This is a genomic window from Halomonas sp. 1513 (assembly GCA_001971685.1).
Classification (GTDB): Bacteria; Pseudomonadota; Gammaproteobacteria; order Pseudomonadales; family Halomonadaceae; genus Franzmannia.
This window is the reverse complement of record CP019326.1, coordinates 2,418,498-2,434,548: the sequence shown is the minus strand read 5'-3', so window position 1 is coordinate 2,434,548 and position 16,051 is coordinate 2,418,498. Positions and strand designations below refer to the sequence as shown.

Sequence of the window (16,051 nt, the reverse complement as noted above, 5' to 3'; positions counted from 1 at the left end):
GCTCCTTGGGGTTAGATGATGCCGGCGCTGCGCAGCTTGGCGCGAGTCTCGTCATCGATGCCCAGCTCGTCGAGGACCTCCTCGGTATGCTGGCCCAGGGCCGGGCCGCCGTCGCCGAGCCGGCCCGGGGTGGCGCTGAGCCGGGGCAGCACGCCGGGGACCTTGAGCGAGTCGCCGCTGGGGCGGGTGATGGTCTGGATCATCTCACGGGCCAGGTAGTGCGGGTCGTTGGCAATGTCGGCCGCGGTGTAGGGAAAGCCCGCCGGCACCCGCGCGGCATCCAGGGCGGTGAGGATCTCGTCGCGGCTGAGGGTCTTGCTCCAGGCCTGGATGGCGGCATCGATCTCGGCGGCGCGGCGGCTGCGCCCGTCGTTGTGCGCCAGCGCCGGGTCTTCGGCCAGGTCGTCACGCTCGATCACCTTCATCAGGCGCTTGAAGATGCTGTCACCGTTGCCGGCAATCAGCACGAAGTCGCCATCCCGCGTGCGGTAGGCGTTCGACGGCGTGATGCCGGGCAGGGCGCTGCCGCTAGGCTCGCGCACCTGGCCGGTGGCGTCGTATTCGGGCAGCAGGCTCTCCATCATGGCGAACACCGATTCATAGAGCGCCACGTCGATTTCCTGGCCCAGGCCGCTGCGGCTGCGCTCCTGGAGCGCGAGCAGAGTGCCGATGACCGCATACAGGGCGGAGAGGGAGTCGCCGATGCTGACTCCGACCCGCACCGAGGGTTCGCCGGGGTGGCCGGTGAGGTAGCGCAGGCCCCCCATGGCTTCGCCGATCACGCCGAAGCCGGGCTTGTCGCGGTAAGGCCCGGTCTGGCCGTAGCCGGAGATGCGTACCATGATCAGTCGCGGGTTGAGTTCGGCGAGTGCCTCATAGCCGAGCCCCCAGCCTTCCAGCGTGCCGGGGCGGAAATTCTCGACCAGCACATCGGCCTCGCCGACCAGCCGACGGACCAGGTCCTGCCCCTGGGGGGTGCGCAGGTCGAGCGACACCGAGCGCTTGGTGCGGCTCTGCACGTGCCACCACAGCGAGGTGCCATCTTCGATGATTCGCCATTTGCGAAGGGGATCGCCGGTGCCTGGCGGCTCGACCTTGATCACGTCGGCACCGAATTCACCCAGCAGCTTGGTGGCGAAGGGCCCGGCAATGAGCTGGCCCAGTTCCAGCACCTTGAGGTTCTCAAGGGGGAGTTGGCGAGTCTCCGCAGTCGTCATGGCAGCACTCCTCGGCAGTATGTGACATAGCATGGCGCCTGGCATCGGTGCGAAGCAATTAGGCGATGGATAACTCGGGCTTCGTCAATCGCGAACACTTCGCTAGGATGGGCCTCTACTCCTCGCCTCGAGAGTTGCCATGCGCCGTTTCGATCTCGTCACCCTCAAGCTGTTCGTTACCATCGCCGACGAAGGGCGACTGACCGCGGCGGCCGAACGCGAGCACCTGGCGCTGGCGGCGGTCAGCAAGCGCGTCCGCGACCTGGAGTCGCTGGTCGGCACCACGCTGCTCTATCGCCGCTCGCGCGGGGTCGAGCTGACCCCGGCGGGCCAGGCCTTCCTGCACCATGCGCGGCGCATTCTCGAGAACATCGAGCGGCTACAGGCCGAGCTCAGCGAGTATGGCGAGGGCATCAAGGGCCATGTGCGCATCCACTCCAACACCTCGGCCATCATCGCCTTCCTGCCCCAGGACCTGAGCGCCTTCTCGCGACGCTACCCGGAAGTCAAGATCGACCTGCAGGAGCGGATCAGCAGTGAGGTGATCGCGGCCGTGCGCGACGGCCTGACCGATGTCGGCATCTTTGCCGGCCATGTGGCGGCGCCGGAGCTGCAGGTGATGCCCTACCGCAGCGATCGACTGGTGCTGATGACCCCGCGCGACCATCCCCTGGCCGGACGCGAGACGCTCGATTTCCAGGAGGCCACCGCCTACGACTTCATTGGCCTGCAGCAGGACACCTCGCTGCAGTCAATGCTCCACGAGCAGGCGAATCGCGCCGGCCGCAGCCTGCGCATGCGCATCCAGGTGCGCAGCTTCGATGCCATCTGCCGGATGATTCACCACGGCATGGGGGTCGGCGTGCTGCCCCAGCGCACCATCTACCGCGACCTGCGCGATCTCGAACTATGCAGCATCCCCCTGGCCGACCCCTGGGCGCGGCGCGAGCTGGTGATCGGCATACGGCGCTACGACACCCTGCCGGTGATTGCCCGCCACCTGGTCGATCATCTGGTGGACGAGGCGTCGTGATCCCTGATGACGTTGAAGGGCGCCCACTGCTGGCAGAGCGGCGCCACCTCCAGCCGGGTGATGTTGACGTGAGGCGGCAGTTCGGCGATCTGCACGGCCTGCACGGCAACGTCCTCCGGCTGTAGCGGCTGGGTGCCGCGGTAGTAGTCATCGGTCACGGTGCTATCGCCCTTCATGCGCACCAGGGTGAACTCGCTCTCGGTCATCCCCGGTGCCAGGTCGGTGACCCTGACACCGTGCGCGCTGACATCGCAGCGCAGGTTGTAGCTGAACTGTTCGACGAAGGCCTTGGTGGCGCCGTAGACATGGCCGCCGGGGTAGGGCGTGCGGCCGGCAATGGAGCCGATATTGATGATGGTGGCACCGGCACCGCTCTCGATCAGCCGCGGCAGCAGGTGGCGAGTGACGCTGACCAGACCGCTGATATTGGTCTCGATCATGCGCTGCCAGTCGTTGAGGTCCGCCTCTTGCGCAGGGCCCTTGCCCAGGGCCAGGCCGGCGTTGTTGAGCAGAGCGTGGGGATTGGCAAAACGCTCGGGCAGGCCGTCGACCACTCGCGCCACGGCTTCCGGGTCGCTGACGTCGAGCACGGCGGTATGGACGGGAACCTGGTCGCCCAGCGTCGCGGCGAGCTCGTCGAGCCGTGCCTGCCGCCTACCGGTCAGCACCAGTGCCCAGCCCGCAGCGGCGAAGCGCTGGGCGCAGGCGCGGCCGATGCCGGAGGTGGCGCCGGTGATAAAGACCACGGGGCTGGCTTCGTGCATGGTGAAATCTCCTCGGAGTGAATCGGCCGTCGGGTGGCCCGTGATCTGCCATTGAGATGCCCGCATATGGCGTTCTGGTATTCATCTTTAGTGGTGACGAGGCGGTTTGGTGGCGGGAAGCCCGCTGCCATGGGATAAGCTTTGGTATCGCCATTGACGAAGGCTCCCTTCATCAACGTCGATTTGAGCGAGGCTCGTGCTTGTACCAAGATCGAATCACGACACGCCATCCTCAACCATAATCACAACATCAAAGGGAGAGTCCGATGCAAAAATCACTGCTCGCCACCCTGATCGCTGCCGGCATGCTGGCGGCGGCACCCCATGCCTTGGCAAATGCCATCGAGATTCAGGTCAACAACACCATGAGCGAGGGCGGCTCCGAGAGCGATGCCGTCGAGCGCTTTGCCGAGTATCTCGAGGAGCACGCCCCGGGCCGATTCGATGTGCGACCGTTCCTCGCCGGCTCGCTGGGCGGTGAAAACTCGGTGCTCGAGCTGCTCAACCTGGGCCAGACCCAGATATCGATCACCGGCGGCAACTGGCGCCAGCAGTACGCAGAGGAGTACGACGCGATTACCGTGCCGTTCGTCTTCGCTACCTGGGAGGAGGTCGACGCCTTCATGGAGAGCCCCTCCGGCCAGCGGCTGATCGAGCAGGCCGAGGAGCGCGGCGGGCTGAAGTACTTCGGCACCCAGCATCGCGGGCCGCGCCACATGACCGCCAATCAGGCGATCCACTCGCCGGAGGACCTCGAGGGCTTCCGCCTGCGCCTACCGTCACTGCCGGTATGGCTGGAGGTCTGGGAGGAGATCGGCGCCCAGGTCGTCAATGTGCCGGCGCCGGAGATCTACCTGTCGATGCAGACCGGCCAGGTCGATGGCCACGAGAACTCGCTCTCCTCGCCTTATACGCGCCAGCTGTGGGAGGTGCAGGACTACATCATCCTCACCAGCCATGTGCAGTTCCCGTGGAACTGGGTGGCCAGCAGTCAGTGGTGGGACGGCCTCGAGGCAGACGACCAGGAGCTGATCACCGAGGCGATCCATGTGGCCCGCGAGTACGGCACCGAGCGTGAGCGCGAACTCGATGAGTACTACCTCGAGCAGCTCGAGGAGCGTGGCATGACCATTATCGAGCCCGATATCGACGCCTTCCGCGACGCCGCCATGCCGGCCATCGAGCGGCTGCTCGATGAGATGGCCGACGGGGTGATGGACGACGCCCTGGGCGACGATGCCTGAGGCCATGGGGCCATGAGCGGCAGCAGCGGCGACCCTAAGGGGCGCCGCTGTTGCATTGTGAACAACCTATGAGGAGTCTGCCGTGTCCCGTTCTCCCGTGCCGCCCGCCGCCACCCTCGACCGGGTGGCCTTTTACCTTCTGCGGGGGCTGACCCTGGGGTGCGATATCCTCGGGGTCATGCTGCTGGCAGGGGTATTGCTGCTGCTCTCCGGCGCCGTGGTGGCGCGCGATCTGCTCGGTCTGGGCATGCCCTGGTCGGAGGAGGTCGCCTCGATGCTGGCCATCTATGCGATCGGGTTCGGCTCGCTTTCAGCCTGGGTGCGTGGCGAGCATCTGGTGGTCGATCTGTTCAGCCACCGTCTCTCCGGCGTGGCGCGGGGCCTCCAGTATCGGCTCGTTGCGCTGATATCCTGCGGGTTTTTCGTGCTCGCGGCCTGGGGCGCCTGGGTCATGGTGGGCGCCAGTGCCAACAATCGCACCGTGTCGCTGGGTATCAGCTTCAGTTACCTCTATCTGGGCATCCTGATTGGTTTCGCCGGCATGGCGGTGCTGTCGGCCTGGCAGGCGCTACGCGGCCCGGTCGAGTGGCGAGCCGCGCCGGACATGAACGAGGAGGGTGCCTGATGCTCGAGCTGCTGATCTTCGTGGGTGCCCTGCTGGTGTTGATGGCCATCGGGCTGCCCGTGGTGGTGGCCATCGGCATTACCTCGTTCGTGGCGCTGGGAGTGACCAGTGCCACCGGACTGTCGGTGGAGCTGATGTCGCTGCGCATGGTGCAGACGCTGAACAATTACACTCTGCTGGCGATACCGCTGTTCATCCTGGCCGCCAATATCATGAACTCGGGCTCGACGACCTCACGGATCTTCGATTTCGCCACGGCTTTGGTCGGCTTTACCAAGGGCGGGCTGGGGCATGCCAACGTGGTCGCCAGCTCGCTGTTTGCCACCATGTCGGGTACCGCGGTGGCCGACGCGGCGGGCCTGGGTAGCGTTGAGATCAAGGCCATGAAAGAGCGCGGCTACGACCTCGGCTATTCGGCGGGCATCACCGCGACCTCAAGCGTGATCGGGCCGATCCTGCCGCCCTCCATCGCCCTGGTGGTGTATGGCTGGCTGGCCAACGTGAGCATCGGCGCGCTGTTCATGGCGGGCCTGGTGCCGGGCATCCTGATGGCGCTGATGCTGATGGGCTTGACCGTGGTACTGGCGGCCACCAATCGGGTCACGATGCCGGCGCCGACGCCTTTTTCGGGTCGCGAGGTGCTGCGCACCGGCCGCCGGGCGCTGCTGCCGCTGGTAATGCCGGCGATCATCGTCGGCGGTATCTGGAGCGGGTTCTTCTCGCCGACTGAAGCCGGCGCGGTGGCCTCTCTCTACGCCTTGATCCTCGGCGGCCTGATCTACCGCGATCTGGGTCTGATCGATCTCTATCGTGCCTTCCGCCGTACGCTGATGTTCAGCGCGGCGATCCTGCTGATCATCGCGGTATCGAGCTTCTACGGCTGGCTGCTGGTGCGCATCGGCATTCCCCAGGCGCTGGCCGGACAGGTCGCAGGGCTGGGGGTGTCGACCCTGGTGCTGCTGCTCGGCTTTGCCCTGTTCTTCCTGCTGATCGGCTGCTTCATGTCGGTGATCGAGAGCATTCTGATCTTCACGCCGATCGTGGTGCCGGCGGCGCTGGCCGCGGGCCTCGATCCGCTGCATTTCGGTATCGTGATGGTCATCACGCTGTCGGTGGGGGTGGTGACGCCGCCGTTCGGCACGGTGCTGTTCCTGATGGTGGGGATTACTCGATTGCGCTACGGTCAGGTGGTGATGTCGGTGTTGCCCTTCCTGGTGCCGATTTTCGCTACCATCCTGATCCTGATTGCCTTTCCCAGCCTGGTGACCTGGCTACCGGCGCGACTGGGGTACTGACGAGGGACGTCCATGCAACTCTATTACCATCCCGACCAGGAGCGTCACGCCCCGCCGAGCTTTCTGCTGCGCGGCCGCCAGGTGGCCTCGCCGGAAGGGCCGCTGCGCGCCGAACTGCTGTCCGCTGGCCTGGATGCGTGCGGCCTGTCACTGAGCGCGCCGGCCGCCAGCGACGGCGAGCGCCTGCGCGAGCGGCTGCTGCGCATCCATACGCCGCGCTATCTCGACTTTCTCGAGACCATTTATGCCCGCTGGCAGGCGCTGCCAAACGCCGCCGAGATCGTCGCACCCAATGTGCACCCCTGCGGCGGCGGTCACCACTACCCGCGGCATCCGGTGGGCCAGGTGGGCTGGCATATGCACGACATGGCCTGCCCGATGACCGCTGAGAGCTTCGCCGGCATCCTGGCCAGCGCCGCCAGCGCCGAGGCCGCCGCCGAGGCGGTGATGGCGGGCAAGCGCTACGCCTATGCGCTGTGCCGGCCGCCCGGCCACCATGCCGGTCCGGAGCGAGCGGGGGGCTTCTGCTTCCTCAACAATTCGGCGCTGGCCGCCACGGTGCTGCGCGAGCAACATGAGCGGGTGGCGATTCTCGACGTCGACCTGCATCATGGCAACGGCACCCAGGATATCTTCTACGCTCGGGGCGACGTCTGGACCGGCTCGCTGCACGCCGATACCAGGGATTTCTACCCGTTCTTCTGGGGTGGTGCCGACGAGACCGGCGAAGGTGAGGGCGCCGGCGCCAACCTGAATATACCGCTGCCGCTGGGCAGCGACGGCACGACCTTCATGGCCGCGCTGGAGCGCCTCATCGAGGCCATGCAGGCGTTTCGCCCCACCGCGCTGGTGGTGGCGCTGGGGCTCGACGCCCACAAGGCCGACCCGCTGGCCGGCCTGGCGCTCGAGAGCGAGGATTTCACTCTCCTCGGACAGCGCCTGGCCGCCATCGAGTGGCCGACGGTGATCGTCCAGGAGGGCGGCTACCCGACGGACTATCTGGGGGCCAACCTGGCGGCGTTCATGCGCGGCTACTGCCAGACCTGACCATCTATTGCACACGGAGCAGCATATGAGCATCCAGTATCACGACAGCAACACCCGCATGAGCCAGGCCACCCTGCATAATGGCACCGTCTACCTGGCCGGCCAGGTACCCGACGACGCCAGCGCCGACATGCGCGGCCAGACCGAACAGGTGCTGGCCAAGATCGAGCGCCTGCTGGCCGGCGCCGGCAGTTCCAAGGAGCACCTGCTCAGCGCCCAGATCTGGGTCACCAGCATGGCCGAGTTCGATCAAATGAACGCCGCCTGGGACGCCTGGGTGGTGCCCGGTCGCCCGCCGGTGCGCGCGGCCGTCGAGGCCAAGCTGGCCAAGCCCGAGTGGAAGGTCGAGATCATGGTCACTGCGGCGATCCCGGGGGCCTGATATGCGCGTCATCTCGGCCGAGGAGGTGGCCGCGTCGCTGCCGTGGGACGCGCTGGTGGATCGCCTGGCGCGCACCTTTCGCGACGGCGTGGAGTCGCCGCCGCGCCACCATCATGCCATGCAGCGGCCCGACGGCGAGGCCACCCTGCTGCTGATGCCGGCCTGGGAAGCGGCCGGCTATATCGGGGTCAAGATGGTCAACGTCTTTCCCCAGAATGCCGATCACGGCCTGCCGGCGATTGCCGGCGTCTACCTGCTCAGCGAGGGCGCCCACGGCCGCCCGCTGGCGTGTCTCGACGGCAGCGAGCTGACCCGGCGGCGCACCGCGGCGGCCTCGGCGCTGGCCGCCCGTGAGCTGGCCCGCGATGACGCCGAGACGCTGCTGGTGGTGGGGACCGGCAAGCTGGCGCCGATGGTGATCGAGGCGCATGCGGCGGTGCGCCCCATCAAGCGCGTGCGCATCTGGGGCCGCCATTACGACAAGGCCGAGCGGCTGGCCGCCGACTACGCCGGACGCTTCGACTGCGCGGCGGTGGAGGACCTCGAGGCGGCCACCCGTGAGGCGGATATCGTCAGCTGCGTGACGCTGTCCAGCGCACCGCTGATCCGCGGCGCCTGGCTCTCGCCGGGCACCCATCTCGATCTGATCGGCGCCTTCCGCCCCAGCATGCGCGAGACCGATGCCGAGTGCTTCGCGCGCAGCGAGGTGTTCGTCGATACCTACGCCGGCGCCCAGGGAGAAGCGGGGGACATCCTGCAGGCCATCGACGAGGGCGCCTTTACCTTCGATGCAGTGCGTGCCGAGCTGGCCGAGCTGCTACGCAACGAGAAGACGGGACGCTCCTCGAAGGAGGCGATCACCCTGTTCAAGTCGGTGGGCGCATCGATCGAGGACCTGGCGGCGGCCATCGAGGTCTGGGAGCAGCTCGAGGGGCGTGGATGAGGCTGCCCAGCGGGTTCTTCTGGCACGAGCGCTGCTTCTGGCACGACCCGGGTGCGGTGGGGGTGTTTTCCACGCCGGGCGAGTTCCTGCAGCCGCAGCCGGCCTCGGAAAGCCCCGAGAGCAAGCGGCGGCTGAAGAACCTGCTGGAGGTCTCGGGGCTGATCGACGAGCTGGCGGTGCGCAAGCCGCCACCGGCGAGCCGCGGCGACCTCGAACACTTTCACACCGCGCGCTATCTCGACGCCCTGGAGTGCGGCGATGCTCTGCGCGGCGGTGATGCTGGGGAAGCGGCACCCTACTCGGCGGGCAGCCTGGCTGCCGCCCGCCAGTCGGCTGGGCTGGCGATCGCGGCGGTCGACGCGGTGGCCAGAGGTGAGCTGGCCAACGCCTATGCGCTGTGCCGCCCGCCGGGACACCACGCCGAGCCGGACCGCGGGCGCGGCTTCTGCCTGCTGGGCAATATCCCGGTGGCGGTCAAGCGCGCCCGGGCGCAGGGGCGGCTGGGCAGGGTGGCGATCCTGGATTGGGACGTGCATCACGGCAACGGCCAGCAGGTCGCCTTCTACGACGATCCCGAGGTGCTGACCGTCTCGCTGCACCAGGCGGCCAACTACCCTCTCGAGAGTGGCGGTATCGATGAGCGTGGCGTCGGGGCAGGGCATGGCACCAATCTCAACCTGCCGCTGCCGCCGGGCTGCGGGATCGGCGCCTATGACTATGCGATGCGCGAGTTGGTCATACCGGCCATCGACGCCTTTGCCCCCGAGCTGATCGTGGTGGCCTGTGGCTATGATGCATGTGCCAAGGATCCGCTGGGCAAGATGCTGCTCAACAGCGCCGCCTTTGCCAGCATGACGCAGCAGGTCATGGCGCTGGCCGCCCGCGCCTGTGAGGGGCGCCTGGTGATGATCCACGAGGGCGGCTACTCGGAGGGCTATGTGCCGCTATGCGGGCACGCGGTGATTCGTACGCTGGCCGGGAGCGAGATCGACGTGCCCGACCCCCAGAGCGACGAGATTGCCGCCTGGGGCTACCAGGCGCTGCAGCCGCATCAGCAGGCGCTGATCGATGACTGGCGGCGCCAGGCGATGACGCAGTAGGCTGGGCAACGACAAGACACTTGTGAATGCTCGATAACGATAGCCAGGCTGGGGAGAGTTGACGTGGATATTGCGGTGATCGGAGCCGGCGTGGTGGGGGTGACCACGGCGCATGCCCTGCAGCAGCGCGGCCACCGGGTCACGGTGGTGGAGAGCCATGCTGCCGCTGGGCTCGAGACCAGTCGCGCTAACGCCGGTCAGCGCAGCTATGGCTATGTCTATCCCTGGGCCTCGCCGGCCATGCTCAAGAAGGCGCTGCCCTGGCTGGTCAAGCGCGATGGCCCGCTCAAGCTGAAGTTGCCGCCGTCACCCCACGCCCTGCGCTTTTTGGCAGCCACCTGGCGCTTCGCCCAGCAGCCCGGCCTGTTCGAGGCCAACAAGCGTGCCATGCTGCGCCTTGGAGCCTATAGCCGCCAGTGCTTCGAGGCACTGGAAGCGGAGGTGCCGCTGGCCTTCGACGCCGGCAGTGGCGGTCTGATCGAGCTGGCCAGCGACGTCGAGTCGCTCAAGGCACTGCAGGTCAATGCCGGCTTGCTTGGCGAGATGGGCATTGCGCATCAGCTGATGACCGCGGCCGAGGTTGCCGAGCGCGAGCCGGCCCTGGCGGGTAGCCAGCCGCTGGTGGGGGGGATCTGGCTGCCCGGCGACGGCACCGGTGACTGCCACCGCTTTACCCAAGGTTTGGCGGCGAGCTGCGAGGCGCGCGGGGTGCGTTTCCTGTTCGAGACCCAGGTGACCGGCGCCGAGCGCGACGGCGGCGGTCACCTGCGTGCGCTGACCCTCGCCAGCCGCGACGGTGAGGCGCTCGAGCCCCTCGCGGCCGATGCCTTCGTGCTGTGTGCCGGCACCGCATCGCAGCGGCTGGGTGAAATGTTCGGCGCTCGCCTGCCGATCTACCCGGTCAAGGGCTACTCGTTGACCATGCCGCTGCGCGATGCCGCCCGGGCCCCCCGGTCGACGGTCATCGACGATCGCTACAAGGTGGTGGTCACGCGTCTCGGCGAGCGCCTGCGGGTGACCGGTTTCGTCGAGCTGGCAGAGCATGATCGCCAGATCCCGGGCCAGCGCCTGGAGACGCTGCGTCACGCCTTGGCTTCACGCTTCGACGGGGCTGCCGACTTCGATCGCGCCGAGTCATGGACCGGGTTTAGGCCGATGACGCCGGACGGGCCGCCGGTGATCGGAGAAGGCAAGCGCAACAACCTGTTCCTCAACACCGGTCACGGCACCTTTGGCTGGACGCTCTCGGCGGCCAGCGCCCAGTTGATCGCCCAGTTGATCGACGGTGATAAACCAGCGTTGGCGCTCGAGGCGTTTCGCCCGGGACGCTTCGGCTAAAGGCTCTCTCATTTGGCAAGGACGCGACCATGACGCCCCTTTACGACCGCGATGGATGGATCTGGCAGGACGGCGAGTGGCTGCCCTGGCGCGAGGCCACTACCCACCTGCTGAGTCATACCCTGCACTACGGCATGGGCTGCTTCGAGGGTATCCGCGCCTACGCCGGCGAGCGCGGCACGCACCTGTTCCGGGCCGCCGAGCATACCCGGCGGCTGCTGGACAGCGCCCATGCGCTGGACATGCCGCTGGCCTGGGACGCCGCCGCGCTGATCGAGGCGCAGCGTGAGTGCGTGCAGCGCAACCAGTTGGCCAATGCCTACCTCAAGCCAACGGTGTTTTTCGGCGCCGAGGGCATGGGGCTGCGCGCCAAGGGCCTGACCACCCACGTGATGATCGCCGCCTGGGACCTAGGCGACTACCTCGATCCGCGTGCCGCGCGGGTCGGCCTGCGTGCCTTGACCTCCTCCTGGGCACGACATCACGTCAATATCAGCCTGTGTCGCGCCAAGACCAACGGCCACTACGTCAACTCGATCCTGGCGCTGAATACCGCGGTCAAGGCGGGCTTCGACGAGACCATCATGCTCGACCCGGAAGGCTACGTCGCCGAAGCCTCGGCGGCCAATGTATTCCTGCTGCGCGATGGCGTGCTGCATACCCCGGAGATCACCTCCTGCCTGCAGGGCATTACCCGCGACAGCGTGATCGAGCTGGCGCGCCGCGAACTGGGCCTCGAGGTGCGCGAGCGGCGTATCACCCGCGACGAGCTGTATACCGCCGATGAAGCCTTTCTCACCGGCACCGCCGCCGAGATTCTGCCGCTGCGCGAGTTGGATGGACGCCGCATCGGCGTCCGCGGCGACGCCGCCAGGCTGATGCTCGAAGATATCGAGGCGGACAGCGTGACGGCGCGGCTGCAGTGCCTCTATCGACGCCTCACGCGGGGCGAACTGCCCGGCTATGAGGGCTGGCTGACAGCCGTTCGATAGGCCCGCCGGCGCACAAAAGAAAACGCCATGAAGCCCGACGCTTCATGGCGTATTCCTTCCTCCCTGAGCACCGTCCGGGTGCTATGGCCGCAGCCATCTCCTGTTGGCGCTCCCTGCGCCGTCGCATCCTTGACGAGGTAGAGCAGTATCCGTTGCGCCCGCCCAACCTGTTATAGGCCGGTGATATGACAGTCTAGTCTCGATTGCGTGACGTTTCCTTGTACGCCGGTGAGTTTTCGGGCAAATGCGCCTCCACCGCACTGAGCAGGCCGCGCAGCAGCGAGAGTTCGCGGCGCGAGGGCTCGGCGCGGGCGAAAAGCGCCTGCAGCTGCTGTTGGGTATTGGCATGGGGCTGGGTCAGAAAGCCGCTACTGGCCATGACCCGCGAGAGATGCGCCTGGAAATGGCCTAGCTGCTCACGGGTCGGCGGCTCGGCCCGGGCGGGGCGCTGATAGCGGTAGTCGCTGGCCGGCTGCCGGCGCCAGGCGCGGTGCACTTCGTAGGCCAGCACCTGCACCGCCTGGGAAAGATTGAGGATGCCGTAGTCGGGATTGGCTGGAATGCTCACCTGATGGCTGCACTGGCGAATCTCGTCGTTGGTCAGCCCCGAGCGCTCGCGGCCGAACACCAGCGCCACCGGCGCCTGACGGGCGTTGCCGATCACCGTCTCGGCCATGGCGTCGGGCTCATCAAAGTGGGGCAGCGGCAGGCTGCGCAGTCGGGCGCTGGCGCCGACCACTTGCACGCAGTCACCCACGGCGTCGCTCAGTTCATCGACCACCCGGGCGCCGTCGAGCACGTCCTCGGCGCCGGCCGCCAGGCGCGATGCGTCGGCATCGGGGTAGCAGCGCGGCCGTACCAGCACCAGGTCGCTCAGACCCATGGTCTTCATGGCGCGGGCGGCCTGGCCGATATTGCCGGGATGAAAGGTCTGGACGAGGACGATGCGGATATTCGAGAGCATGGGGCTCGGGAAGGCCTTGTGGTGATATGAGTCTAGGCGAGTATCATACCGCGCCGAGCGCCGAGCGCCGAGCGCCGAGCGCCGAGCGCCGAGCTGCTGGGCGCTAAAAGCAAAAACCCCGCCGGCTCTCACCGGCGGGGTCTGTCTCAGGCAGTGCCTGGGGCAGGGGGCTGATTTACATCATGCCGCCCATGCCACCCATGCCGCCCATGTCGGGGGCGCCACCGGCCTCTTTCTCGTCCGGGTCATCGGCGATCATGGCTTCGGTGGTGATCATCAGACCTGCCACGGAACCGGCTGACTGCAGCGCAGAGCGGGTTACCTTGGCCGGGTCCAGCACACCCATCTCGAACAGGTCACCGTACTCGCCGGTCTGGGCGTTGTAGCCGTAGTTGCCTTCACCGTCCTTGACCTTGTTGAGGATCACGGAGGCTTCCTGGCCGGCGTTGGTGACGATCTGACGCAGCGGCGCTTCCATGGCGCGCAGGGCGATGGCGATGCCGTGAGTCTGATCTTCGTTGTCGCCCTTGAGGTCCTGGATCTTGGTCAGCACGCGCACCAGGGCAGTACCGCCACCAGGCACCACGCCTTCTTCGACGGCTGCACGGGTGGAGTGCAGGGCGTCTTCGACGCGGGCCTTCTTCTCCTTCATCTCGATTTCGGTCGCAGCACCGACACGGATCACGGCCACACCGCCGGCCAGCTTGGCGACACGCTCCTGGAGCTTCTCGCGATCGTAATCGGAAGAGGTGTCTTCGATCTGGGCGCGGATCTGGCCGACACGCGCTTCGATGTCAGCTTCGTTGCCGGAACCGTCGATGATGGTGGTGTTTTCCTTGGACATGGTAATGCGCTTGGCGCTGCCCAGGTGATCCAGGGTGGCCTGCTCGAGGGTCAGACCCACTTCCTCGGAGATCACGGTGCCGTTGGTCAGGATCGCGATGTCCTGCAGCATGGCCTTGCGACGATCACCGAAGCCCGGGGCCTTGGCAGCCGCGACCTTGACGATGCCGCGCATGGTGTTGACCACCAGGGTGGCCAGCGCTTCGCCTTCGATGTCTTCGGCGATGATCGCCAGCGGCTTGCCGGCCTTGGCAACGGCTTCCAGCACCGGCAGCAGTTCGCGGATGTTGGAGATCTTCTTGTCGACCAGCAGCAGGTACGGGTCTTCCAGTTCCACCGCCATGGTGTCCTGGTTGGTCACGAAGTAGGGCGACAGGTAGCCGCGGTCGAACTGCATGCCCTCGACGACTTCCAGCTCGTCTTCGAAGCCACGACCTTCGTCGACGGTGATCACGCCTTCCTTGCCGACCTTCTCCATCGCGTCGGCAATGATTTCGCCGATGCGTGAGTCGCCGTTGGCAGAAATGGTGCCGACCTGGGCGATGGCCTTGGCGTCGGTGCACGGTACGGCCAGGGCTTCGATTTCCTTGACCGCGGCGATCACTGCTTGGTCGATGCCACGCTTGAGGTCCATCGGGTTCATGCCGGCGGTAACGCCCTTCATGCCCTCGTTGACGATGGACTGCGCCAGCACGGTGGCGGTGGTGGTGCCGTCGCCGGCCACGTCAGAGGTCTTGGAAGCGACTTCCTTGACCATCTGGGCGCCCATGTTCTCGAATTTGTCCTTGAGCTCGATCTCCTTGGCCACGGACACGCCGTCTTTAGTGACGGTCGGGGCGCCAAAGGACTTCTCGATCACCACGTTGCGGCCTTTCGGGCCCAGGGTGGCCTTGACGGCGTTGGCCAGGACATCGACGCCCCGCGCCATACGCTTGCGGGCATCATCGGAGAATTTGATCTGTTTCGCTGACATTTTTAGTGCTTCCTAATCTGAGTTCGTGAAACTAACGCGGTGCAGTAACGGGTAGAGGCTTAGCCTTCGACCACGGCGAGAATGTCGGACTCGCTCATGATCAGGACTTCTTCGCCGTCGATCTTCTGCTTCTCGACGCCAAAGCCATCCTTGAAAATCACCGTGTCACCGACCTTGACGTCCAGCGGACGCACTTCGCCGTTGTCGAGAATCCGGCCGTTACCGACGGCGAGGACTTCGCCACGAGTCGGCTTTTCCTGGGCGTTGCCCGGGAGCACGATGCCGCCAGCGGTTTTCTGTTCTTCTTCGACGCGACGGACGACGACGCGATCGTGCAAGGGACGGATGTTCATTGCTCACGTTCTCCTGATGGTTTGCTGTGTCGTGTTGGTACACGACGGTCCATAACAGCTCCGGAAGCGGGCTTCCGGGAAGGCGGATGCCTTCTTTGTCATTGGTGCCGAGGAGACCCCGGCAACCGAAGCTCGTCTTCTAGCCCCAACAGTGGGGGCTGGGGGAAGCCTTTCAAGGCCGCCAAGAAAAAAAATTTACGCTTTTCAGCCACTCAGCGGCGTGCGTCGTCGCGGCTGATGAAGTCGCCCTCGATGGGGCCCTGAGCGTCGCCGCTTTGGCTACCGCGCTGCGCTTGCCAATCGTCGCCGGCGGCGTCTCGGCCAGCCTGGTGCCAGTCGTCTGGGCTTGGCCCCGGCTGATGATGGAAGCTGAAACCACGCGCCTTGACGCCTACCCGGCCGAAGGCGCGGCCGAGCAGTTGGCGAGTGCCGGGAATCAGGCACATGAAGCCCAGCGCATCGGAGACGAAGCCCGGGGCCATCAGCAGAGCGCCGCCGAAGATCAAGGCGGCGCCGGTGATCAATTCGCCGGAGGGCAGCTCGCCCTGGGCGAAGCGCTGCTGCGCGCGCTGCAGGGTGGCGACGCCCTGGCGCCGCACCAGATGCAGACCGATGAAGCCGGTCGCCAGCACCAGCAGCAGGGTAGTGAGCAGACCGATCTGGCTGCCCACCGAGAACAGGATGACGAAGTCGAGCAGCGCGAAGAGGGTAAAGAGCAACAGGAAGGGCATGGTGACTCCTGGTGTAGTTTGGCCTTGATATGGAGGTGGTAACCGGGTTTTCAAGTCGCGGCAGGCATCGGCCGATAGTAGGGGGAGGCATTATCGACGCTTGGTCTTCGCCATTGGTTGGCTGGGCGAACACCGCGACTCGTGCTAGGGTGAATTATGTTGCGATGCACAATAGCATCGGCGGCTTCTGGCCAAGTCAGTCAATCT

16 protein-coding genes are annotated in these 16,051 nt (G+C 66.3%); 10 read left to right on the top strand and 6 right to left on the bottom strand.

The genetic code is table 11. The features are described from left to right. Positions 1-11: 11 nt before the first annotated feature. Positions 12-1,217, bottom strand: a complete 1,206-nt coding sequence (locus BWR19_11025; protein ID APX93417.1) for a formyl-CoA transferase — start codon at positions 1,215-1,217, stop codon at positions 12-14. Between the two features lie 139 nt (positions 1,218-1,356). Here BWR19_11025 and BWR19_11020 point away from each other — a divergent pair, with 139 nt between their 5' ends. After that, positions 1,357-2,250: a LysR family transcriptional regulator gene (locus BWR19_11020; protein ID APX93416.1), complete on the top strand. Its 894-nt coding sequence runs from the start codon at positions 1,357-1,359 to the stop codon at positions 2,248-2,250. Here the strand turns inward: BWR19_11020 and BWR19_11015 are convergent. Next, positions 2,226-3,014, bottom strand: a complete 789-nt coding sequence (locus tag BWR19_11015) for an NAD(P)-dependent oxidoreductase (GenBank protein APX93415.1) — start codon at positions 3,012-3,014, stop codon at positions 2,226-2,228. The two genes, BWR19_11020 and BWR19_11015, sit on opposite strands and share 25 nt — an antisense overlap. 266 nt (positions 3,015-3,280) lie before the next feature. Here BWR19_11015 and BWR19_11010 point away from each other — a divergent pair, with 266 nt between their 5' ends. The 9 genes from BWR19_11010 to BWR19_10970 all read left to right on the top strand — a co-directional run bounded on the left by BWR19_11010 (position 3,281) and on the right by BWR19_10970 (position 11,980). Further along, on the top strand, positions 3,281-4,258 hold the full coding sequence (locus tag BWR19_11010) for a C4-dicarboxylate ABC transporter substrate-binding protein (GenBank protein ID APX93414.1): 978 nt from the start codon (positions 3,281-3,283) through the stop codon (positions 4,256-4,258). 82 nt (positions 4,259-4,340) lie between these two features. After that, the gene (locus BWR19_11005; protein APX93413.1) at positions 4,341-4,883 is read left to right on the top strand and encodes a C4-dicarboxylate ABC transporter permease; all 543 of its coding nucleotides are present in this window, start codon (positions 4,341-4,343) and stop codon (positions 4,881-4,883) included. After that, positions 4,883-6,178 (top strand): C4-dicarboxylate ABC transporter permease, encoded by a 1,296-nt coding sequence (locus BWR19_11000; protein ID APX93412.1) that lies wholly within the window; start codon positions 4,883-4,885, stop codon positions 6,176-6,178. Before BWR19_11005 ends, BWR19_11000 begins: the two co-directional genes overlap by 1 nt. Positions 6,179-6,190: 12 nt before the next feature. Further along, on the top strand, positions 6,191-7,225 hold the full coding sequence (locus BWR19_10995; GenBank protein APX93411.1) for an acetylpolyamine amidohydrolase: 1,035 nt from the start codon (positions 6,191-6,193) through the stop codon (positions 7,223-7,225). Between the two features lie 25 nt (positions 7,226-7,250). After that, positions 7,251-7,607, top strand: coding sequence for a hypothetical protein (locus BWR19_10990; protein APX93410.1), 357 nt, complete (start codon positions 7,251-7,253; stop codon positions 7,605-7,607). 1 nt (position 7,608) lies between these two features. Further along, a complete protein-coding gene (locus BWR19_10985) occupies positions 7,609-8,550 on the top strand; it encodes an ornithine cyclodeaminase (GenBank protein APX93409.1) in 942 nt (313 codons plus the stop codon). Then, complete coding sequence (locus BWR19_10980) at positions 8,547-9,650, top strand: class II histone deacetylase (protein APX93408.1); 1,104 nt, start codon at positions 8,547-8,549, stop codon at positions 9,648-9,650. Before BWR19_10985 ends, BWR19_10980 begins: the two co-directional genes overlap by 4 nt. A 63-nt stretch (positions 9,651-9,713) precedes the next feature. Further along, positions 9,714-10,988 (top strand): FAD-dependent oxidoreductase, encoded by a 1,275-nt coding sequence (locus BWR19_10975; GenBank protein APX93407.1) that lies wholly within the window; start codon positions 9,714-9,716, stop codon positions 10,986-10,988. 29 nt (positions 10,989-11,017) lie between these two features. After that, positions 11,018-11,980 carry a branched chain amino acid aminotransferase gene (locus BWR19_10970; GenBank protein APX93406.1) on the top strand — a complete coding sequence of 321 codons (963 nt, stop codon included), beginning with the start codon at positions 11,018-11,020 and terminating at the stop codon, positions 11,978-11,980. A 193-nt stretch (positions 11,981-12,173) separates the two neighbouring features. On the opposite strand, the gene BWR19_10965 is transcribed toward BWR19_10970, so the two are convergent. The 4 genes from BWR19_10965 to BWR19_10950 form a co-directional block, all read right to left on the bottom strand. Next, positions 12,174-12,944, bottom strand: a complete 771-nt coding sequence (locus BWR19_10965; protein APX93405.1) for an RNA methyltransferase — start codon at positions 12,942-12,944, stop codon at positions 12,174-12,176. Between the two features lie 175 nt (positions 12,945-13,119). After that, a complete protein-coding gene (locus tag BWR19_10960; GenBank protein APX93404.1) occupies positions 13,120-14,760 on the bottom strand; it encodes a chaperonin GroL in 1,641 nt (546 codons plus the stop codon). Positions 14,761-14,819: 59 nt separating this feature from the next. Next, positions 14,820-15,113: a co-chaperone GroES gene (groES, locus tag BWR19_10955; GenBank protein ID APX93403.1), complete on the bottom strand. Its 294-nt coding sequence runs from the start codon at positions 15,111-15,113 to the stop codon at positions 14,820-14,822. A gap of 212 nt (positions 15,114-15,325) precedes the next feature. Continuing rightward, the gene (locus BWR19_10950) at positions 15,326-15,844 is read right to left on the bottom strand and encodes an exlusion protein FxsA (protein ID APX93402.1); all 519 of its coding nucleotides are present in this window, start codon (positions 15,842-15,844) and stop codon (positions 15,326-15,328) included. Positions 15,845-16,051: the final 207 nt, after the last annotated feature.